The sequence below is a fragment of the Pseudomonas sp. GOM7 genome, assembly GCF_026723825.1.
In the GTDB taxonomy this organism is placed as follows: Bacteria; Pseudomonadota; Gammaproteobacteria; order Pseudomonadales; family Pseudomonadaceae; genus Aquipseudomonas.
On sequence record NZ_CP113519.1, the window covers coordinates 5043987 to 5065641 of the forward strand.

Here is a 21655-nt window from a genome sequence, read left to right on the forward strand (position 1 = left end):
AATGCCCTGAAACGCCCCAAAAATGGCCGCAATGCCCCACTTGAGGGCACCATGGCGCCTGCTTGACAGCAATGTGCGTTTCGGATTGACTCACACCCATGCAGTCGCATGATTGATATATTTAACAAAAAGGTGTTGCATCATGTCGGTACCCCCGCGTGCCGTTCAGCTTAACGAAGCGAACGCGTTCCTTAAGGAACATCCTGAGGTCCAGTTCGTCGACCTTCTTATTGCAGATATGAACGGTGTGGTGCGCGGCAAGCGCATCGACCGTAACGCCCTCCATAAGGTGTACGAGAAAGGCATCAACCTGCCCGCCTCGCTCTTCGCCCTCGACATCAATGGCGCCACCGTCGAAAGCACCGGCCTCGGCCTGGACATCGGCGATGCTGACCGTATCTGCTTCCCCATCCCCAATACCCTGTGCAACGAGCCCTGGCAGAAGCGCCCTACCGCGCAACTGCTGATGACCATGCACGAGCTGGACGGCACGCCTTTCTTCGCCGACCCGCGCGAGGTATTGCGCCAGGTGGTGCAGAAGTTCGACGAACTGGGCCTGCGTATCTGCGCAGCCTTTGAACTGGAGTTCTACCTGATCGACCAGGAGAACGTGAACGGCCGTCCGCAGCCGCCACGCTCGCCCATTTCCGGCAAGCGTCCACAGTCCACTCAGGTGTACCTGATCGACGACCTCGACGAATACGTCGACTGCCTGCAGGACATGCTCGAAGCCGCCAAGGAACAGGACATTCCGGCCGACGCCATCGTCAAGGAAAGTGCCCCGGCGCAGTTCGAGGTCAACCTGCACCACGTCGAGGACGCCATCAAGGCGTGCGACTATGCTCTGCTGCTCAAGCGCCTGATCAAGAACATCGCCTACGACCATGAGATGGACTCCACCTTCATGGCCAAGCCCTATCCGGGCCAGGCGGGCAATGGCCTGCACGTGCACATCTCGCTGCTGGACAAGAAGACCGGGCAGAACATCTTTGCGGCCGAAGATCCGCTGACCAACAGTTCGCTGCGCCACGCCGTCGGCGGCATCCTCGACACCCTGGCCGCATCCATGGCCTTCCTTTGCCCCAACGTCAACTCCTACCGCCGTTTCGGTGCCAACTTCTACGTCCCCAACGCACCGAGCTGGGCACTGGACAACCGCACCGTAGCCGTACGCGTGCCCACCGGCAGCCCGGACGCCGTGCGCATCGAACACCGCGTAGCCGGTGCCGACGCCAACCCCTACCTGATGCTGGCGTCGATCCTCGCCGGCATCCACCACGGCCTGACCAATCAGATCGAGCCCGGTGAGCCGGTGGAAGGCAACGCCTACGAACAGCTCGAACCCAGCCTGCCGAACAACCTGCGCGATGCCTTGCGCGAGCTGGATGATAGTGAAGTGCTGAACAAGTACATCGATCCCAAATACATCGACATCTTCGTCGCGTGCAAGGAAGCCGAGCTGCAGGAGTTCGAGACCACCATCTCCGACCTCGAATACAACTGGTACCTGCACACCGTGTAACGGCACGCGCCATGCCCTCGAGCAGGCGCGGCATGGCTTGCATCGCCGGCATGGCCTGGCGTCCAATAGCGCCTCATGCCCAGAGGAGCTTCGCCATGTCGCGCACTGCCAGCCCGCGCAAGCCACGCGCCAGCAGCCAGGCGAGGATCGCCCAGATCCTCGCCGCCGCGCGTGAACTGCTGGCCGAACAGGGCATGGCCAACCTGTCGATCTACTCGGTGGCCGAACGCGCCGGCATTCCCCCCTCCTCGATCTACCATTTCTTTGCCAGCGTACCGGCCCTGCTCGAAGGCCTGACCAGTGACGTACATGCGGCCTTTCGCGCCAGCCTGCAGGAGCCGGTCGAGCATGCCGCCCTGCGCACCTGGCATGACCTCTCACGCCTGGTAGAACAGCGCATGCTGGCCATCTACGGCGCTGACGCCGCTGCCCGGCAACTGATCCTGGCGCAACATGGTCTGGCCGAGGTGACCCAGGCCGATCACCAGTACGACCAGGAACTGGGCCGGCTGATGCGCGCGCTGTTCGACCGCCACTTTCCCCTGCCGCAATTGCCGGAGGATATCGACGTCTTCAACCTGGCCATGTCCCTGGGCGATCGCGTCTATGCCCGCTCCGTGCAACTGCACGGCAGCATCACCCCGCGCCTGGCCGAAGAAGGCATGCGCGTGTTCGATGCCTACCTCGGCCTGTACCTGCCCGCCGCCCTGCCCAAGCGCCCCGCTCCGCTGGACTGAGCCACCCGTTTGACCGGCGAAAGCATTCACCAGGCCCACGGGCTCGGTGCCAGCCCCGTTCGCGGCCCTAAGCGCTCTCCCTTCGCCCGTGAAAACCGCATGCGGGTATGCAACCCAGATATTTATTCGACAAAATCGGAAATATTTTTATGGATGACGCTAAAACCCCTTTATTAATCGATTTTTATCGAATATAAATCGAGCATTCCGCCATGCTCGAAGCTGTCATGGCGCCCCATGCATGGCTTCCACAGGCCTGCGCACGAACCAAGAGGTGCCTTATGTCCCGTATCGTCACCGTTGCCGCAACCCAGATGGCCTGTTCCTGGGATAGCCCCGCCAATATCGCCAATGCCGAGAAGCTGGTGCGCCAGGCGGCCGCTCAGGGCGCGCAGATCATCCTGATTCAGGAACTGTTCGAGACGCCTTACTTCTGCCAGAAGCCCAATGCCGACTACACCCAGCTGGCAACTACGGTGAACGAGAACCCGGCCATCGCGCACTTCAGCAACGTGGCGGCGGAGTTGAAGGTGGTATTGCCGATCAGCTTCTTCGAGCGCGCCGGACGCGCCCGTTTCAATAGCATTGCCATCATCGATGCCGACGGCAGCAACCTCGGGATTTATCGGAAAAGCCATATCCCGGACGGCCCTGGCTACCACGAGAAGTACTACTTCAACCCCGGCGATACCGGCTTCAAGGTCTGGGACACCGCCTACGCTCGCATCGGCGTGGGTATCTGCTGGGATCAGTGGTTCCCCGAATGCGCGCGTAGCATGGCGCTGATGGGCGCGGAAATCCTCTTCTACCCCACCGCCATCGGCAGCGAACCGCACGATGCCGGCATCGACTCGCGCGAGCACTGGCAGCGCGTGCAACAGGGCCATGCCGGCGCCAACCTGATGCCGCTGGTGGCCAGCAATCGCATCGGCCGCGAGGAACAGGACGGCTACGACATCACCTTCTACGGCAGCTCGTTCATCGCCGACCAGTACGGTGCGAAGGTCAAGGAACTGGATCAGAGCGAGGAAGGCATCCTGGTGCACAGCTTCGACCTCACTGCCCTGGAGAAGACGCGCACTAGCTGGGGTGTATTCCGCGACCGCCGGCCGAACCTATACTGGCCACTTTCCACGCTCGATGGCGAAACGCCGTCGAGCCCGTAGTGCGCTGTGCGCACCTAGCCCCCAAACATTTTTCCGGTGCGCATGGCGCACCCTACGGAAGCGAAATATGACCACCCTCAGCACCACCCCTCGCGCCGATGGTTTCCACATGCCCGCCGAGTGGGCACGACATAGCCAGACCTGGATGGTATGGCCCGAACGCCCGGACAACTGGCGCAATGGCGGCAAGCCGGCGCAGGCTGCCTACGCCGCCGTCGCCCGGGCCATCGCCCAGTTCGAGCCGGTGACCCTGTGCGTCAGCGCCGCGCAGTACGAGAATGCCCGTGCGCGCCTGGACATGAGCAATATCCGCGTGGTGGAAATCACCACCGACGACGCCTGGGTGCGCGACACCGGCCCCACCTTCGTGATCAATGACAGCGGCGAAGTGCGTGGCGTGGACTGGGCGTTCAACGCCTGGGGCGGCTTCGACGGCGGCCTCTACTGGCCCTGGCTGCGCGACGATCAGGTGGCCCGCAAGATCCTCGAGATCGAAGGCTGCAAGCGCTACCGTACCGAGGGTTTCGTGCTCGAGGGCGGCTCGATCCATGTCGATGGTGAAGGCACCCTGATCACCACCGAAGAGTGCCTGCTGAACCAGAACCGCAACCCGCACCTGTCGCGCGAAGAGATCGAGCAGGTGTTGCGCGAGCATCTGGCCATCGATACGGTGATCTGGCTGCCGCACGGCCTGTACAACGACGAGACCGATGGCCACGTCGACAACTTCTGCTGTTACGTGCGTCCCGGTGAGGTGCTGCTGGCCTGGACCGACGACGAGAACGACCCCAACTACCCGCGCTGCCAGGCCGCCATGGGCGTGCTGGAAAACACCCGTGATGCCAAAGGCCGCCAATTGATCGTGCACAAGATGCCGATTCCCGGCCCGCTGCATGCCACCGCCGAGGAATGCGCCGGCGTCGACATGGCCGACAGCAGCCAGGAGCGCAGCCCGGAAGTTCGCCTGGCCGGCTCCTACGTCAACTTCCTCATCGTCAACGGCGGCATCGTCGCGCCCAGCTTCGACGATCCCAAGGATGAAGAAGCCCGCGCCATCCTCGGACGCATCTTCCCCGAGCACCGCGTGGTGATGGTACCAGGCCGCGAGATCCTCCTCGGCGGCGGCAACATCCACTGCATCACCCAGCAGCAACCGGCGCCGCAAAAGGCCTGAGCCCTGCGAAGGCACGTCGCTGAAGCGCCTCCCACAGGCGCTGGCAAGCCTGAGAACGCCCGGCACCCGCCGGGCGTTCTCGCTTAGTCAACGGGCGTCATTTCATCTTGCAGGTATTGATACCCAGCAGCGGGTAAATCGGGCAGTAACGCAAGATGCCGGTGGCCAGCGGCACCACACCGATCCAGCCCCACAGGCCAATGACGCCAGCCAGACTCAGCGCAATCAGTATCAGGCCCACGGCGATGCGCAGGCTGCGATCCAGGGTTCCCACATTGGCATTCATCGAGTATCTCCAGGTCAACGCCCGCGCCAGCCCTCCAGCGCGGTAAAGATCAGCATGCCGACCAGCATCGCCGCGACAAACAGCAGCGCTTGCCAGTGCCCGGTCAGCAGGATGGCCACGGCCGGGCCCGGGCAGATACCGGCGATACCCCAGCCGACGCCGAACAACAGACTGCCGCCGATCAGGCGGGCGTCCAGGTCACGTCGCGTCGGCAATTGCATGGCGCCGCCCAGCAGTGCCTGGCCGCGGCGCTGCGCCAGGTTCAGCGGCAATGCCGCCATACCTATGGCGCCCGCCATCACCAATGCCAGGGACGGATCCCAGGCGCCGGCCAGATCGAGAAAGGCCAGTACCTTGTGCGGATCGGCCATGCCCGCCAGCAACAGGCCCAGGCCGAACAGCAGACCGCAAACGAATGCACTGAGTCTGACCACGTTCAGGCCCCCAGAAGATGACGCAGGACAAAGACCGTGGCGAACCCCGTGCCCATGAAGCACAGAGTGGCCACCAGCGAGCGCGGCGACAGACGGGAAATACCGCAGACGCCATGACCACTGGTGCAGCCCGAGCCATAACGAGTGCCGATGCCCACCAGCAGGCCGGCGCCGATCAGCCCCAGACTGCCGGTATCGAAATGAATCGGCGGCAAGGCCGCGAACAGCCCCCAGAGCACTGGAGCCAGCAGCAGGCCGAGAAGGAAAGCCGCTTTCTCGCCGCGCCCCTCGCCACCACGCTGCAACAGGCTGCCGAGCAGGCCGCTGATACCGGCGATACGACCATTGGCCAGGGCAAACACGGCAGCCGCCAAGCCGATCAGGGCGCCGCCAGCCAGTGCGCTCCAGGGCGTGAAGCTGGCCCAATCGATATTCATGATTGCCCCTCGCAGAACAGGCGGTAGAGCGTTTCGATCACCGCCAGTGCCGCCGGGCTGCTGATGCGGTAGAAGATCTGCTTGCCATCGCGACGGGTCGCCACCAGCCCCTCACGCCGCAGCACCGCCAGTTGCTGGGACAAGGTGGGCTGCTGGATACCCAGCAGAGCTTCCAGCTCGCTGACGTTACGCTCACCCTGGGAGAGCTGGCAGAGCAGCAACAGGCGATCCTGATTGGCCAGTGCCTTGAGCAGCTGCCCGGCGGCATCGGCATTGGCGCGCAGTTGCTGGATATCGATCGGATCGGCCATAAGTTACCTTCAGTTAAAACAGTATGTATTTATATATATTGTATTCATGAGAAGTGATAGCCCAGGCGACCAACGGTCAGCCGTAGCCCCGATGCAAGCCTGCCCCGGATTGCATCCGGCTACGAGGCATTGCCCTGTCGGAGCGCATTCATTCGCGATCATCGCCGCCCCACTGCCAGCCCCAGAGGCCAGCGCTGCTAGGCATTGCCTGCTAGGGCGCCGAAAACGAAAAAACCCGCCGCAGCGGGTTTCTCGTCGGGCCACGCCAATCAGGCGTCGGCGTCAGCGGCGGCCTGATAGGCGGCGGCATCGAGCAGCTTCTCCAGCTCGCTGGCATCGCTCGGCTTGAGCTTGAAGAACCAGCTCCCGTAAGGATCGCTGTTGACACTTTCCGGGCTGTCGGCCAGGGCTTCGTTGATGGCGATGACCTCGCCACCGACCGGCGCATAGATGTCGGAAGCAGCCTTGACCGACTCCACCACGCCGGCCTCCTGGCCAGCGGCCAGTTGCTTGCCGATTTCCGGCAGCTCGATGAATACCACGTCGCCCAGCGCTTCCTGAGCGTGGTCGGAGATGCCCACGGTCACGCTGCCATCGGCCTCCAGGCGTGCCCATTCATGGCTGGCGGCATAACGCAGATCGGCGGGGATATTGCTCATGTGTCATTCCTCTAAGCGATGACGGCATGCAGGCCGTCAGGACAATTTAGCAGGCCGTGACGCGGGCGAAAGCCCGGATCACGGCCCAGGGATCAAATCAGCGTCTTGCCGTTACGCACGAAACTCGGTTGCACCACCCGCACCGGGTACCACTTGCCACGGATTTCCACCTCGGCACGCTCGCCGGTGGCCACCGGCACGCGGGCCAGGGCGATGGACTTGTTCAAGGTCGGCGAGAAGCTGCCGCTGGTGATCTCGCCATCACCCACCTCGGGCACCCGCACCACCTGATGGGCACGCAGCACACCGCGCTCTTCCAGTACCAGGCCGACCAGCTTGCTCGGGCAGCCGGCGGTGCGCTGCGCCTGCAGCGCCGTGCGGCCGATGAAGTCACGCTCGGCCGGCTCCCAGGCGATGGTCCAGGCCATGTTGGCCGCCAGCGGCGAGACGTTCTCGTCCATGTCCTGGCCGTAGAGATTCAACCCGGCCTCCAGGCGTAGGGTGTCACGCGCGCCCAGGCCGATGGGCGAGATACCGGCGCCCACCAGCTCGTTGAGAAAGGCCACCACCCCGGCATTGGGCAGGATGATCTCCAGACCATCCTCGCCGGTGTAGCCGGTGCGGGCGATGAACCAGTCGCCCTCGGGCAGCCCCTGGAACGGCTTGAGTTCGTGGATCAGCGCAGCGCGAGCCTGGGTCACCAGTTCGGCGACACGGGCACGGGCCTTGGGGCCTTGAATGGCCAGTATCGAGAGGTCGCGGCGCTCACGCAGCTCGACAGCGAAGTCGCCGGCCTGAGCGTGCATCCAGGCCAGATCCTTGTCGCGGGTGCCGGCGTTGACCACCAGGCGGTAGCCCTGCTCCTGGGCAGAAGAGCCGGTGAGGTAGACGATCAGATCGTCGACCACTCCGCCGCGTTCGTTGAGCATGGCACTGTACAGCGCCATGCCGGGATTCTGCAGACGCGCCACGTCATTGGCCAGCAGGCGTTGCAGATAGGCCTGCGCCTGGCTGCCGGTGACATCCACCACGCACATGTGGGAAACGTCGAATACGCCGCACTCGCGGCGTACCTGATGATGCTCCTCTACCTGCGAACCGTAGTGCAGTGGCATGTCCCAGCCACCGAAATCCACCATCTTGGCACCCAGCGCCAGGTGCAGGTCATAGAGGGGTGTACGCTGTCCCATGGGTAATCTCCTTCCGGGCTTGGCGAAGCGATTCAGACCCCCGAGAAGCTAGCTGCGTTGCCATTGCTGCGTTGCAGACAAGCTTGAAATGCTCATGTGCAGGAGCACACTGCGCTTTCTCGCTTGCCTGCGCCTTGCGCTGGCAGCCTCGGCTTGAGCTTCCTGCTTCACTCTACCTCCTGCGTCCATGCAGTCGTCGCCTACGCTTCTCGACACGTCTGCCGGGTGGGCCGGCTCGCGAATGGCGCGCATTGTAGCCGCAAGGTGGGCAGGGGTCACCCGACCAAAGGTCGTCCCGCAGTCTTGGCCCGGATGCAATCCGAGAATGCTCCATCGAGCCTGCCGCCAGCTTCGTCGCCCTCAACCGAAACGCCGCGCCGAGCGGCGGATCAGCAGGATCACCGGCAACAGGCCGACCGCCACCAGGGTCAGCGCCGGCAGCGAGGCACGTGCCCATTCGCCTTCGCTGGTCATCTCGAACACCCGCACGGCCAAGGTGTCCCAACCGAAGGGGCGCATCAGCAGGGTGGCCGGCATTTCCTTGAGCACGTCGACGAACACCAGCAGCGCCGCCGACAGGGTGCCGGGCAGCAGCAACGGCAGATAGACCCGCAGGAACAGGCCGAGGCCACCGACGCCCAGGCTGCGCGAGGCCTCCGGCAGCGACGGGCGGATGCGCGCCAGGCTGGTTTCCAGCGGCCCGTAGGCCACGGCCAGGAAGCGAATCAGGTAAGCCACCAGCAGCGCCGCCAGGCTGCCCAACAGCAGCGGCTTGCCGACGCCACCGAGCGCGCCGGCCAACGGGATCACCAGTTCGCGGTCGAGAAGGCTGAACGCCAGCATGATCGCCACCGCCAGCACAGATCCCGGCAACGCATAGCCGAGGTTGGCGAAGGCCACGCCGGCGCGTATCGCGCGCGTCGGCGCCTGGCGCCGGGCGAAGGCCAGCAGCAGCGCAACGCTCACCGTGATCAGCGCCGCCATGCCACCCAGATAGAGCGTATGCAGGATCAGCCCGGCGTAGCGCTCGTCGAGGTCGAAACGCCCACGCTGCCAGAACCAGACCAGCAACTGCAGCATGGGGATGACGAAGGCACAGGCGAATACCAGGCCGCACCAGGCGCTGGCCGCCACGGCCTTCCAGCCTCGCAGGTGGTACAGCGCCCGGCCACGGGCACGCTCGTTGGCAGGGCGCGCGGCACCGCGTGCACGACGTTCGCCGTAGAGCACCAGGGCGACTGCCAGCAACAGCAGGCTGGCGAGCTGGGTGGCGCTGGTCAGGCTATAGAAGCTGTACCAGGTCTTGTAGATGGCGGTGGTGAAGGTATCGAAATTGAAGATCGACACCGCGCCGAAATCAGCCAGCGTCTCCATCAGCGCCAGGGCCAGGCCGGCGCCGATGGCCGGGCGCGCCATCGGCAAGGCAACGCGCCAGAAGGCTTGCCAGGGGGTCTGCCCGAGTACCCGCGCCGCCTCCATCAAACCCTTGCCCTGAGCCAGAAAGGCAGTACGCGCGAGCAGGTAGACGTAGGGGTAGAACACCAGCACCAGAACGATGATCACCCCACCGGTGGAACGCACCCTGGGTAGCCGCACGCCGCTGCCGAACCATTCACGCAGCAACGTCTGCACCGGGCCGGCGAAATCCAGCAGGCCGACGAAGACGAAGGCCAACACATAGGCGGGGATGGCGAAGGGCAGCATCAGCGCCCAGTCCAGCCAGCGCCGGCCAGGAAACTCGCAGAGGCTAGTGAGCCAGGCCAAGCTGACGCCGAGCAGGCTCACCCCGACGCCGACACCGAGCACCAGGGTCAGGGTATTGCCGATCAGCCGCGTCATCTGCGTCTGCCACAGGTGCGCCCAGATCTGCGTGTCCAGGTCTTGCCAGCTGAGCAGCAGCACGGACAACGGCATCAACACCAGGGCAACGGCGGCAAGGACGATAGGATACCAGCGACGCTGGACAGGATGCGGCACGCGGATTCCTCGAACACAGAAAAGACGACGCCCCGACCAGGCGGGGCGTCGAAGTAAAACAGCCGGAGGCTGCAAGCTGCAAGCTGCAAGCTGCAAGCTGCAAGCTGCAAGCTGCAAGCTGCAAGCTAAGTCAGTGTGCAGACGGGCTATCGAAGCTGATCAACTGCTACACAGCGCTTTTGCTCTTACTTGAAGCTTGTCGCTTGCAGCTTGTAGCTTGTAGCTGCCTCACTGCCACCCAGCGCGATCCATCAGCATGGTCGCCTCGGCCTGGCGCTTGCCGGCCACTTCGGTGGCCACGGTGTCGGCCTTGAAGCTGCCCCAGGAAGCGACTTCAGCGGACGGCTCGACCGCCGGGTTGGCCGGGTATTCCTGGTTGACGCCGGCGAAGATGGTCTGCGCTTCCGGAGTGGTCATCCACTCCAGCAGCTTCCTGGCCTGCTCGGCATGCGGCGCGTGCTTGGTCACCCCGGCACCCGCCAGATTGACGTGCACGCCACGGCCATCCTGGTTCGGCCAGAAGGGTTTAACCTTGAGATCCGGGTTCTGCTTGTGCAGACGGCCATAGTAATAGGTGTTGGTGATGCCCACGTCGCACTGGCCGGCATCGATGGCCTGCAGCAGGGCGGTGTCGTCGGCGAACACGTCGGTGGCCAGGTTGTTGACCCAGCCCTTGATGATTTCCTCGGTCTGCTCGGCACCGTGGGCCTCGATCAGGGTGGCGGTCAGCGACTGGTTGTAGACCTTCTTGCTGGTACGCAGGCACAGGCGGCCTTCCCAGTTCTTGTCGGCCAGGGCTTCGTAGGTGGACAACTCCTCCGGCTTGACCCGCTCGGTGGAGTAGAAGATGGTGCGCGCACGCAGCGACAAGCCCGTCCAGCTATCGGTACTGGAGCGGTACTGGGCCGGGATGTTGGCGGCGATCACCGCGGACTCGGTCGGCTGCAACACACCAGCCTGTTCGGCCTGCCAGAGGTTGCCGGCATCGACGGTGATCAGCAGGTCGGCCGGGGTATTGGCGCCTTCGGCCTTGAGACGGGCGATCAGCGGGGCTTCCTTGTCGGTAATGAACTTCACCTCGACCCCGGTTTTCTCGGTATAGGCATCGAATACCGGCTTGATCAGCTCGTCGATGCGGGCGGAGTAGACCACAACCTCATCGGCGGCCTGCACGGCAGTTGCCAGGGTGCCGAGGGTGAATGCGGCAAAGAGCGCGTTGCGAGCCTTCATGGAACCAGCCTCTATCGTCGTGAAAGTGGCTGAATACTAGTGAATAGCATTTAGCTTCTCAACGAAACGCGACGCGCAATGATGGCCAGTTGTTACAAGGCATTTACAAGGCTCTTCGCATTTCGGGGGAATGCCTGGTTAACTCCGAACTATTGGGTTGTTCAGGTGTTTGTTCCGGATTGCCGCGTTTGAGCAGAACACCGATAAGCGGCTGGAACACCGAAACTCACACATAAACTTGCCAGTCCGGTATCCAAACCAGCCGCAAAGAATCCCTCTGCAAAAGCACTACAACCCTCGCAAGGTAAGCGCTGCCAACGCCAGCAACAACATCCCGCATCCGGCATAACTCAGTCGATGCCAAAGCAGCGAAGTATTGCGCCGCAACCAATCCACCAGCGCCGCGCAGACGAAGCACCAGAGCAACGAAGCCAACATGAAGCCGGCGAAGAACACCAGCATCTGCTCCCCAGTCGGCGCGCCCTCTACGATGCCGGCCAAGGCGCTACCCAGGGCGCCCCAGAACACGATGTTCTTGGGGTTGGACAGCGATAGCAGCGCGCCAGCGGCGAAGGCGCTGCGGGCCTGCGCGCCACCCTCTTCTCCCTGTTGCGGCGGCTGCCAGGCATCACGCAGGCCCTGCACGCCGAGCCAGGCCAGATAGGCAGCACTGGCCAGCGTCAGCGGCACACGCACGCTGTCCTGGCTCAGCAACAGCACCAGGCCGCTCAGGCCGATCAACGCCCACAGCGCATCACCGATCAACGAGCCCAACTGCACCAGCAGCGCTGGTCGGTAACCACCACTGAGCCCCCGGCGCAGGGTTTCGCTGAACACCGCCCCTGGCGAAACCACGAACGCCAGGCCGAACAGCACGGCGGCGAGGAAAACCGTCAACATCGTTAGCACTCCACTGCAACAAGGCGCCGATTATGGACGGCCGCGACGCACCTGGCTTGAACCGGATTGCTCAGCGGCGCAGCAGCGCTGATAGCGCCCAGGGCTGAGGCCATAGGCCGCACGGAAATGGCGATTGAGATGGCTCTGATCGGCAAAGCCCAAGGCATGCGCCACCGCGCTGGGTGCCATACCCTGACGCAGCAGGCCCTGGGCACGCCGGGTGCGCAGTTGCATGGCCCATTGCCGGGGGCTGAGGCCGGTGTGCTTCTGGAAGCTGCGCAGTAAATGGAACTTGGACAGGCTCAGTTCGGTGGCCATTTCATCCAGGCTGGGAGTGGCCTCCAGACGCGCCGCCAGCAACTCCTGCAAGCGTCGCACCGCCAGGTGCCCAGCCTCGCGCGGCGCGGCCAGGCTGACACCGGCACCCCGCACCACGCGCCCGAGCAGCAGCGTCACCTGCTCCTCGCCACGCTCGCGCAGCAGGGCATCATCGCTCAGGCAGGTGTTGACTGCAGCCGCCAGCTCGCCGGTCAGGCCCGGGGCGTATTGCCAGGGCCGCACGAACTGCAGCCGCTCATGGCCAAGGCTATTCGCCAGATAGTCCACCGGCACATACAAGCCGACATAGTGCCAGGGCTGGCCCGGCAGCACCCCACCGCTCTGGATCTCGCCGGGGTTGTAGGTGGTGATGCAGCCAGCGCCGGCGCTGAAGGTGCGACCATCGAGCCACACCTGCTCCTCGCCGAGCAGATTGGCGCTGATGACGAGTTCGTCATGACTGTGCTTGTCGAACTGCTGGCCCAGCGCCGCACGGCTGGCCACCTCGATGGCGCCCAGACGCGCCAGGCGCAGGCTGCCGTCAGATGAGCCCGGCATCTTCGAGCAACTGCTCGAGACCGATCAGATCGGGAATGCGCACCACGTCCTCGCCGAGGCGCGCCGCGCCCAGCTCCAGTGGCGCCAGGTCGACCTCGGCGGCCGGCAGCTCGCGCTCGACCTTCAGCGAGCGCGGAATGCCCTGCACCAGCAAGGCGATGAACTTGACCTTGGGGCGCCCGCCCAAAGCATTGAGCACCGCCACCCGCGCCCGGCTCGCCACCTGGGCTTCGCCGCCGCTGGCCGCCTCGAAGGACAGCAGCGGCAGGCGCAGGTCACGCCAGGCGATCTCGCCGAGGTACCAGTCCGGCATGCCCTCGCTGGCTTGCGGTGCACGGTAGGGAATCAGCTCGGCTACCGCCACGTTGGGCAGCAGCAAGGTGCGGTCGGCCAGCGGCACCAGCAGGCCGGTGAGGCTGTCGGCGCTGTTCTGGGTAGCAACGGCTTGGCTCATGAAAACGTCCTCAACTGCAATGTTCGGCAAGCTGATCGACCAGCGCCGAGGCCAGTTCGCGGGGGTCGCCGCTGAAGCTGCTGTAACCGCCCTCGCGCAGGCTGTCCGGCATGCTCGGGCTGGCGCAGCTCTCGCCGCGTTGCGTCCAGATCACCCCACCCTGGCGCTGGACGTAGGCCGCGGCGGCACTGCCGTCGCTACCCATGCCACTGAACACTATGACACCACACTGGGCACCGTAATGCTGCGCCAGGTTGAGCATCATCTGGTCGATGGAAGGGCTGTAGGGTTCCGGCCAGCCACGCTCGGCAATCTGCATGGCACCATCGTCGGCAAAACCCAGTTCATGGCTGATCGGCACTACCACCACTTCGCCACAGCGCACCAGGTCGCCATGCCGCGCTGGGTTGACGTGCCACTGGCTGTGCCGACCGACCGCCTGCGGCAGCACCGCCTCGAAGCTGGCATCGATGTGCTGGGCATAGAGAAAGCCGATGGGCAGACCGCCCGGCAAGGCATCGAGAAACGCCTTGACCGCCGCCGGCCCGCCCAGAGAGGCCGCCAGCAACCAGACCTGACGCGCCGGTTCACCAGCCCGTAGCTGGGTTTGTGCCAGCACCTGCGGTAGCTCTAGGCGGGCCGGGCGCTGCGCCTCGTCGAGCAATGCCTGCAGGCTCGGCCCCACCGCCTGGGCCGAGTCACCCACCAGCCGCTTGAGCTTGCCGAACAGGCTGCGCTCCCAACGCGGATAGTTTTCCGAATGCCGCTCCGGAGCATGCCCTTCGCCGAACAGCACAGGCGCGCTGGCGCGCTCGAGCAGGCTGTCGACCAGCGGCGAGTCCTCGGATTGCGCCAGATCCACCAGCCACAGGTCGGTTTCACAGGCAGCCAGGGCCGCTTCATCGAGGCGCGCCGGATCGCTGTTGAGCACCACCTGATAACCACCACTGATCAGCGCCTGCTGCAGCACATGACGCTGCAACGAGGTGTCGGCGATGACGGCGATACGTGCTGCGGTTCTTGGCGTCATGCTCGCTTACCCCGCTGGCTATCCACCAGCTTTGCGATGCTATCGAGCAACAGGGACTCCTGATAAGGCTTGCCGAGGTACTGGTTGACGCCGATGCTCATGGCACGCTCGCGGTGCTTCTCGCCGGTACGCGAGGTGATCATGATGATCGGCAGATCCTTGAGCTGTTCGTCATGGCGCACCAGGGTCGCCACCTCGAAGCCATCCATGCGCGGCATCTCGATGTCCAGCAGCATGATGTCGGGCTTGTGCTCCTGCAATTGGGCGATGGCGTCCACCCCGTCCTTGGCGGTCATCACGTTCATGCCGTTGCGTTCGAGCAGGCGGCTGGTGACCTTGCGCACGGTGACCGAGTCGTCCACCACCATGACCAGGGTCGGCCGCTCGGCTTCCACCTCTTCGCCGGCCACGGGCGCCTGCTCGAGCAGACGCGGTGCCAGTTGGCCGAGCAGGCGGGCATGCAGGCTGCGGATGGTGGCCAGCAGATCGAGGATCACCACCACGCGGCCGTCACCGAGGATGGTCGCACCGGAAATACCGGGCACCCCGGCGAACTGCGGGCCGAGGCTCTTGACCACGATCTCGCGCGAACCGGCCAGGCTGTCGACCTGCACGGCCACCGCATGTTCGCTTGAACGCACCAGGATCACCGGCAGCGGCAGGCTCTGGCCCACCAGCTTGGGATGCTGGCCGTTGTTCAGCAGGTCACCCAGGTATTTCAGCTCGTAGGCCTGGCCGGCGTACTCGAAGCGCGGCGCATCGGGTGCGTAGTAGGCTTCCAGCTCGTAGGGCGACACCCGCACGATACCTTCGATGGTGTTCAGCGGAATGGCATAGAGGTCTTCGCCGGAATAGACCATCAGCGCGCGGTTGACCGACACGGTGAATGGCAGACGGATGGTGAAGCGTGTGCCCTGGCCCGGCTCCGAATCGATGCTCATGGCACCGCCGAGCTGCTTGACCTCCGAGTGCACCACGTCCATGCCGACGCCACGTCCGGAGATCTGCGTGACCTTCTCCGCCGTGGAGAAACCGGCCTCGAGGATGAACTGCAGCACCTCGTGGTCGCTGAGATCGCTGCCTTCAACCATCAGGCCACGTTCGATGGCCTTGCGTCGCACGGCGTCGAGGCGGATACCGCCACCATCGTCGTCCAGGGTGAGGACGATATCGCCCCCCTCGCGGCTCAGGTTCAGGCGAATGGTGCCGACCTCGGGTTTGCCGGCGGCACGGCGTACCTCGGCGGCCTCGATGCCGTGGTCGACGGCGTTGCGCAGCATGTGCTCCAGGGGCGCGACGATGCGCTCGAGCACGGAGCGATCCATCTCGCCTTCGGCGTTAGCGACGACGAATTCCACCTGCTTGCCCAGCTCGCTCGCCACCTGGCGAACGATGCGACGCAAACGCGGCACCAGACGGTCGAAGGGCACCATGCGCGTGCGCATCAGGCCTTCCTGCAACTCGGTGTTGACCCGCGCCTGCTGCAGCAACAGGGTTTCAGCGTCGCGGTTCTTCGCCGCCAGGGTTTCCTTGAGGTCGAGCAGGTCGGACGCCGACTCGAACAACGCGCGGGAGAGCTGCTGCAGTTGCGAGTGACGGTCCATTTCCAGCGGGTCGAATTCTTCGTAGCCGGCACGTTCGGCCTCGGCCTGGTAGCGGCTGAGAATCTGCGCCTGGGTTTCGGTATCGAGGCGGCGCAGTTGGTCACGCACGCGGTCGATGGTCGCCTCCATCTCGCTCAGGGTGAAGCCGACATCGCTCACCTGCTGCTCGACACGGCCGCGGAAGATCGAGGTTTCACCGGCCAGGTTGACCAGCCCCTCGAGCAGTTCCGCCGGCACCTTCACCAGTTCCTGCGGGGCGCGGCGGGCAAGCGCTTCCTGAGCGGCCTGCTGGGCGCGCTGAACGAACGGCAGCACCTTGTCGGCCTGTACCTGCACGGGCTGCTCGCTGGCCGCGACTATGGCGCTGGCGGCTTTCGGCGCTGACGGCCTGGGCGCTTCATCGGCGCTGGAGGCCGCAGCCGGTTCGGGGCTGCTGTCCTGGCCGGCGTCGAGACGCTGACGCAGTTGATCCAGTTCCCGCTGCAGCCCCTCGAAGGCGGACTGCACATCGACGGACAGGCTCTCGGACCAGGGCGCATCGCCTTGCAGAGCATCGCTCAGGCGCTGTTCCAGGGCATGGCTCATGTCGCCCAGGCGCTTCTGCCCGGCCAGACGTGCACCGCCCTTGAGGGTGTGCAGGATGCGCTGCATCTCGTCGATGGCACTGGCGTCGTCGCGCTGCGCTTGCCAACGGTCGATGGCCGCTTCCATGGCCTGCAGCAGGTCGTCGCCCTCTTCCAGGAATATTTCCAGGATGTCGCTGTCGGCCTCGCTGTCCGCGCTGGCCTCGGACGCGGGCTTGAGCTGCACGGCCGTGGGAATGCTCAGTTGCTCGTCCGGGTTGGCGCGGAAGCGTTTGATGGTTTCGATCAGGGCATCGCCCTGCGGCACGGCCTGCTTGTCGCGAACCGCCTCGAGCATCTGTGCCAAGCGGTCATGACAAGCCTGCAGCAGGTCGAACAACACCGGGCTGGCGCGCAGTTGTCCAGCACCCAAGCCCTCGTAGAGGAATTCCAGCTCATGGGCCAGGTCGCCGATCTCGCGCACCTCGGCCATGCGCGCCCCACCCTTGAGGGTGTGCAGGTCACGCTGCAGGGCTTCCAGCTCCAGGCTGTTGTCGACATCGTCCATCCAGCGCAGCAAGGCCGCACCGGCGCTGTCGATGATGTCGAAACCTTCCTCGAGGAAGATTTCCACCAGTTCGGGGTCACGCTCGTCATGCCAGTTCGCGGGCACCGCAGCCTGCGGCTCAGGCGCTGGCACGAATTCCGTTTCCAGCACATCGGCTACGGGCTCGGGCTCGGGCTCGGGCTCGGGCTCGGGCTCGGGCTCGGGCTCGGGCTCGGCAACAGCATCACTGGTGGGTGACGGCTCGGGCAACTCGGGCTCATCGGAGTCGAATGGCGTCTCATCGGCTACGACCGGCTCGCTCTGCGGCTCATCAGCCAGGGCAGCCAACTCATCGACCTGCTTCTCGGCTTCGCTCGCCGCGGCGGACTGGTCAAGAGCAGTGGGTTCGTCCAGCGCCGTGACGGGGCTCAGCCCCTGGGCCGCACCGCCCTGACGAAAACGTCGGATGGCCTGGATCAGATCCTCGCCGCTGCTCAGTGCCTGGCGCGCTTGCAATTGTTCGAGCATCTGCGCCAGGCGGTCATGACTACGCTGCAGCAGATCGGCCAATTCGGCCGAGTAGCCATAGCGACGATCCACCAGGCCTTCGTAAAGCGACTCCAGCTCGTGGCCCAGGTCACCGATGGGGCGAATCGCTGCCATCCGCGCGCCACCCTTGAGGGTGTGCAGGTCACGCTGCAGAGAGGACAGCGGCAGGGTGCTGTCCGGCTCGCCAAGCCAGCGCTCCAGTGCCTGGCCAGCGCTGTCGAGGATGTCCACCGCCTCTTCGAGGAAGATCTCCACCATTTCGTCGTCGAGATCGGCGTCCGGCATTTCGGCCGCCAGCTTGTCCAGGCTGACATCCGCCGCATCTTCGGCCTGCAACGCTGCGGTGACGCTGTCCAGGTCGACGACTTCGAGCCCCTCGGCGCCCGGTGCCAGCAGGGCCAGCTTGGCCGGATCGAGGGCCTCTTCGAGCAGGCTGCGTAATGCCGCGACACGCTCGGGCTGAGGGGTGACCTGCAAGGCCGCCGCCACCTGATCCATCATGCCGATCAGGGCCTCATGAGCCTTTTCCGCCTCGTCGAAGAAACGCTCGCTGACCGCCAGGCTGCCTTCTTCGACGGCGCCATAGATATCCAGCAGCGCCTCGCACAGCTCATCGATCTGTGGCAGCTCGGCCATCTCGGCCCCCCGACCGAGGGTGGTCAGCTCTTCCAGCAGGGCGGACAGCTCCTGGCGCTCGGAAGGGTGTTCACGCCATTTGCGCAACAGCTCCTCGGCATCGAGCAGGATGTCCATGCCTTCGGCGAGGAAAATCCCGATCAGTTGCGGATCGCGCGCCTCACCGCTGCGCCCCAGCCGTTCGCCTTCGGCCTGATCCAGGCGCGACTGGTGCATGGCATGCACACGCTCGATGAAGGCTTCGGCCCCCTCGATGGGCGCCAGCGGCTGGTTCTCGAGCTGATCGAGACCAATACGGAAGAGCTGCTCGGCCTCGCTGAGCAGTTCGGCACAACTCAGGTCGATCTCGACCAGGTTGGTCTTGAACTCCTTGACCAACTTCTCCAGCGGCGCGGCGATTTCCGCCATCGGCAGGATACCTGCCATGTAGGCGCTGCCCTTGAGCGTATGCAAAGCACGCTGCAGTGCATCGGTCACCGGCTGCGGCAATTCACGGGCACAGTCGGCCAGGAAGCCGACCAGGGTTTCCAGGTGGGTTTCCGCTTCGTTGCGGAAGATTTCCAGCAACTGTGGATCGAGGGGCTCGCCATCGAGCGGCTCGCTGTCCAGTGGCTGCTCATCGCTTGGCTCGACCTCGGCCGGGGCGACCTCATCGGCAGTGACGGTAGCCTCGACAGCGCCCACGGGCTCGGCTACCTCATCGGCTTCCGGGGCGTCAAACTTTGGGGCAGGCTGCCCCTTGGCCAGGGCATGCGCCGTGGCGGCCAACTGGTCGACATCGTCACGCTGGCGCTGGGCCTTGGCGGCGAACTCGTCGACCAGCGCCGGCATCAGCGCCACCACGTCGAGCACCACCTGCTGCACCGGGGCACTCGGTTCGATGCTGCGATCGAGCAAGCGGTTGAGCAGGTTCTCGATGGACCAGGCCAGCTCGCCGATGACCAGTGCCCGCACCATGCGGCCACTGCCCTTGAGGGTATGGAAGGCGCGACGCACCTCGATCAGGGCATTCTTGTCGTCATTGTCGGCCTGCCATCTGGGCAGGTACTCGGCGATGGTCTCCAGCACCTCGCCGGCCTCTTCGATGAACACCTCGAGCAGGTCTTCGTCGACCGGTTCCTCGTCGGCAGGCGGCGGTAGCAGGCTGGGCGGCACCTCGGCAGCGGGCGGGTTGATGGCCTGCACCGGGGCGGCCATGACATCGGCCATCGACAGCGGCTTCGGCTCCTCGTCCGGAGCGGCGGCGACCGGCTCGGGCGCGCTGGGCAGCTCCACCTCCGGCAGGTCGAGATCCGCCAGCTCCAGATCATCCCAGTTGCTCTCGGCGGGCGGCTCATCCTCGGCGAGCTGCCAGGATTCGTCCGCCAGCTCGAAACTGCCTTCATCCAGGGATTCGCCATCGGCCTGGGGCTCTGGCAACGGCTCGAGCGGTTCCAGGTCGAGGGAGAAATGCTCCAGCGGCTGGTCGATGACCGTCTCGTCGAGCTCCAGTGGCTCGGCATCGAGCAGCCAGTCGCCGTCCTGCGCTAGCTCGGGCGTGGAGGGTTCTTCGCTCAGGGGCTGTTGCAGCAGGCTGTCCTCGGCACCGAGCAGCTCGATCTCCTGCAGCGGATCGGCCAGCGGTGCCAAGGGCTCGGGTTCGGACTCGGGGACGTCGAGGATCGACGGCTTGGCCTTCAGCGGATAACCGAGCGATTCCAGGCTCTCTTCGGCGACATCGAGAATCATGTCCCCCGCTGCGCCATGGTCTTCGCTGAGGCGTTCGAGGTAATACTCGACGCTGGTGATGGCATCGGCCAGGGTGTCCAGGCTTTGCCAGTTGGGCACCGCCTTGCGCGCCAGCAGTTGCTCCTGGATGTAGCGGTTGCAGGCCGCGAGCAGCTCGGCTGCACGCGGCAGCGGGATCATCGCCAGCCCACCGCGTACCTGGGTCAGCAGCTCCGGGGCACGCGCCAGATGCTCGTGGTTCCACTGCGAGGCGATGAACTCGATGATCGCGTCCTTGGCCTGCTCCAGGCCGTTGCGCGCCTCCTTGATGACCAACTGGTGAATCTGCCCCACGTCGGTGGTGGGCAGATGGCTCTGTTCGCTCTGGCTGTCTTCGCTGGGGCCAACCATGCCGGCCAGGGTCGCTTCGACGTAGAGCAGGGCACCGGCCACATCCATCAGCACCGCATCGCTGGGCTCGCGCTGCCCCAGGGAGAGGCCATGGACGACATCGATCTGGTCGAGGATCACCTTGCGCGGTTGGGCGAAACCGAGCACGGCCAGGGTATCGGCGATCTGCTTGAGCGGCGCCAGCAGGGCGTCCAGTTCGCTGGGGCGGCTGCGGTCGCTGCGCACGAACAGGTCGAGGCTGTCCTTGACCCGCACCAGCTCCTCGCACAGCGCTGCCACCACCGAACGCATGGCGTCGCGGTCGGGGCCGGCCAGGCGGGCGCGCTCCTCGTCCACCACTTCGCTATCCGGCAGCGCGTCGTCGAGGCGGTACTGTTCCTTCAGGGCACGAATGCGCGGCGACTGCGCCGGTGCCTTGGCCACGTAGAAGAGCAGGTTCTTGGTCAGTTCGTCGGGGGCAGGCTGGTTGATGCCATCGGCGCCCTGCTCGACCAGGCGTTTGAGTTCCTTGTCCACCTGACGCAGCAGGGTGCGCACCGAGGTGCCGTTGACCACGCTGCCATTGGCCAGGCCTTCGACCATGCCCGAGGCGATCTGCCACAGGGCGCCCAGCGGAGCGTCCTTGCACAGGTTTTCCAGGCGCGCGAAGACCCGCGCCATGTAGCCCAGATTGGTGGCCAGATCCTGATTGCGGATGATGCCGACCAGAGCCATCTGCAGCATCTGCCGCAGCTTGCGCAGCAACACCGGCAGCTCGGCGGTGCGCAGGCGTGCCAGGCCACCTTCCGGCAGTGCCGGCTGGCGGGTGGACATGTCCGGGGAGAACAGGCTGGTTTCCGACAACAACTTCTCGCCACGAGCGGCGCGCAGGTCGTTGAGCAGCGGCAGCACCACCATGGGCAGGTCGCGCCGCGCACTCTGGATGCGGTCAAGGTAGGCCGGCAGTTGCAGGATGGCCTGCATCAGCACTTCCAGAGCCTCGCCCTGGTTGGCCACGCGGCCTTCCATCAGAGCCTTGGCCAGTTGCTCCATTTCTTCGGCGAGCAGCGCGGCGCCGTAGAACTCGACCATCTGCAAGGTGCCGTGAACCTGGTGCACGTAGGTCAGGCAGAAGCGCATGCGCGTCGGATCCTGCGGGTTCTCGACGAACGCCTCCAGAGCCTGCCGCGCCTGCTTCAGGGTTTCCGCAATCTCGCCTTTGACCCACTCCAGGGCGACATAATCATGCCGATCACCCATAGCCACTCCACTCATA

Annotated in this window: 17 protein-coding genes; 4 read left to right on the forward strand and 13 right to left on the reverse strand. The window is 64.9% G+C overall.

Annotated features, from left to right (window positions below):
- Positions 1-142: 142 nt before the first annotated feature.
- The 4 genes from OU800_RS22455 to aguA all read left to right on the forward strand — a co-directional run bounded on the left by OU800_RS22455 (position 143) and on the right by aguA (position 4599).
- Positions 143-1522, forward strand: coding sequence for a glutamine synthetase family protein (locus OU800_RS22455; protein ID WP_268179583.1), 1380 nt, complete (start codon positions 143-145; stop codon positions 1520-1522).
- Positions 1523-1617: 95 nt separating this feature from the next.
- Positions 1618-2259, forward strand: coding sequence for a TetR/AcrR family transcriptional regulator (locus OU800_RS22460; RefSeq protein ID WP_268179587.1), 642 nt, complete (start codon positions 1618-1620; stop codon positions 2257-2259).
- Positions 2260-2540: 281 nt separating this feature from the next.
- The gene (aguB, locus tag OU800_RS22465; RefSeq protein WP_268179589.1) at positions 2541-3425 is read left to right on the forward strand and encodes an N-carbamoylputrescine amidase; all 885 of its coding nucleotides are present in this window, start codon (positions 2541-2543) and stop codon (positions 3423-3425) included.
- A gap of 67 nt (positions 3426-3492) precedes the next feature.
- On the forward strand, positions 3493-4599 hold the full coding sequence (gene aguA, locus OU800_RS22470) for an agmatine deiminase (RefSeq protein ID WP_268179591.1): 1107 nt from the start codon (positions 3493-3495) through the stop codon (positions 4597-4599).
- A 97-nt stretch (positions 4600-4696) separates the two neighbouring features.
- Here aguA and OU800_RS22475 read toward each other — a convergent pair whose 3' ends face one another.
- From OU800_RS22475 to OU800_RS22535, 13 genes are all read right to left on the reverse strand, one after another.
- On the reverse strand, positions 4697-4885 hold the full coding sequence (locus OU800_RS22475; protein ID WP_268179593.1) for a YgaP family membrane protein: 189 nt from the start codon (positions 4883-4885) through the stop codon (positions 4697-4699).
- Positions 4886-4899: 14 nt separating this feature from the next.
- The gene (locus OU800_RS22480; RefSeq protein WP_268179595.1) at positions 4900-5319 is read right to left on the reverse strand and encodes a DUF6691 family protein; all 420 of its coding nucleotides are present in this window, start codon (positions 5317-5319) and stop codon (positions 4900-4902) included.
- Positions 5320-5321: 2 nt separating this feature from the next.
- Positions 5322-5756 (reverse strand): YeeE/YedE family protein, encoded by a 435-nt coding sequence (locus OU800_RS22485; protein WP_268179597.1) that lies wholly within the window; start codon positions 5754-5756, stop codon positions 5322-5324.
- Positions 5753-6067 (reverse strand): ArsR/SmtB family transcription factor, encoded by a 315-nt coding sequence (locus OU800_RS22490; protein WP_268179599.1) that lies wholly within the window; start codon positions 6065-6067, stop codon positions 5753-5755. Before OU800_RS22490 ends, OU800_RS22485 begins: the two co-directional genes overlap by 4 nt.
- 269 nt (positions 6068-6336) lie before the next feature.
- Positions 6337-6726, reverse strand: coding sequence for a glycine cleavage system protein GcvH (gcvH, locus tag OU800_RS22495; RefSeq protein ID WP_268179601.1), 390 nt, complete (start codon positions 6724-6726; stop codon positions 6337-6339).
- A gap of 92 nt (positions 6727-6818) precedes the next feature.
- Entirely contained in the window at positions 6819-7916 is a 1098-nt protein-coding gene (gcvT, locus tag OU800_RS22500; protein WP_268179602.1) for a glycine cleavage system aminomethyltransferase GcvT, read from the reverse strand.
- 360 nt (positions 7917-8276) lie between these two features.
- Complete coding sequence (locus OU800_RS22505) at positions 8277-9893, reverse strand: ABC transporter permease (RefSeq protein ID WP_268179603.1); 1617 nt, start codon at positions 9891-9893, stop codon at positions 8277-8279.
- A 228-nt stretch (positions 9894-10121) separates the two neighbouring features.
- The gene (locus OU800_RS22510) at positions 10122-11123 is read right to left on the reverse strand and encodes an extracellular solute-binding protein (RefSeq protein ID WP_268179605.1); all 1002 of its coding nucleotides are present in this window, start codon (positions 11121-11123) and stop codon (positions 10122-10124) included.
- Positions 11124-11411: 288 nt separating this feature from the next.
- A complete protein-coding gene (locus tag OU800_RS22515) occupies positions 11412-12023 on the reverse strand; it encodes a LysE family translocator (RefSeq protein WP_268179606.1) in 612 nt (203 codons plus the stop codon).
- A 30-nt stretch (positions 12024-12053) separates the two neighbouring features.
- Positions 12054-12899: a helix-turn-helix domain-containing protein gene (locus tag OU800_RS22520; RefSeq protein ID WP_268179607.1), complete on the reverse strand. Its 846-nt coding sequence runs from the start codon at positions 12897-12899 to the stop codon at positions 12054-12056.
- Positions 12883-13353 (reverse strand): chemotaxis protein CheW, encoded by a 471-nt coding sequence (locus OU800_RS22525; RefSeq protein WP_268179609.1) that lies wholly within the window; start codon positions 13351-13353, stop codon positions 12883-12885. The genes OU800_RS22520 and OU800_RS22525 overlap by 17 nt, the downstream gene beginning before the upstream one ends.
- A gap of 10 nt (positions 13354-13363) precedes the next feature.
- Positions 13364-14383 (reverse strand): chemotaxis protein CheB, encoded by a 1020-nt coding sequence (locus OU800_RS22530; RefSeq protein ID WP_268179611.1) that lies wholly within the window; start codon positions 14381-14383, stop codon positions 13364-13366.
- Positions 14380-21639, reverse strand: coding sequence for an Hpt domain-containing protein (locus OU800_RS22535; protein ID WP_268179613.1), 7260 nt, complete (start codon positions 21637-21639; stop codon positions 14380-14382). Before OU800_RS22535 ends, OU800_RS22530 begins: the two co-directional genes overlap by 4 nt.
- Between the last annotated feature and the right edge of the window lie 16 nt (positions 21640-21655).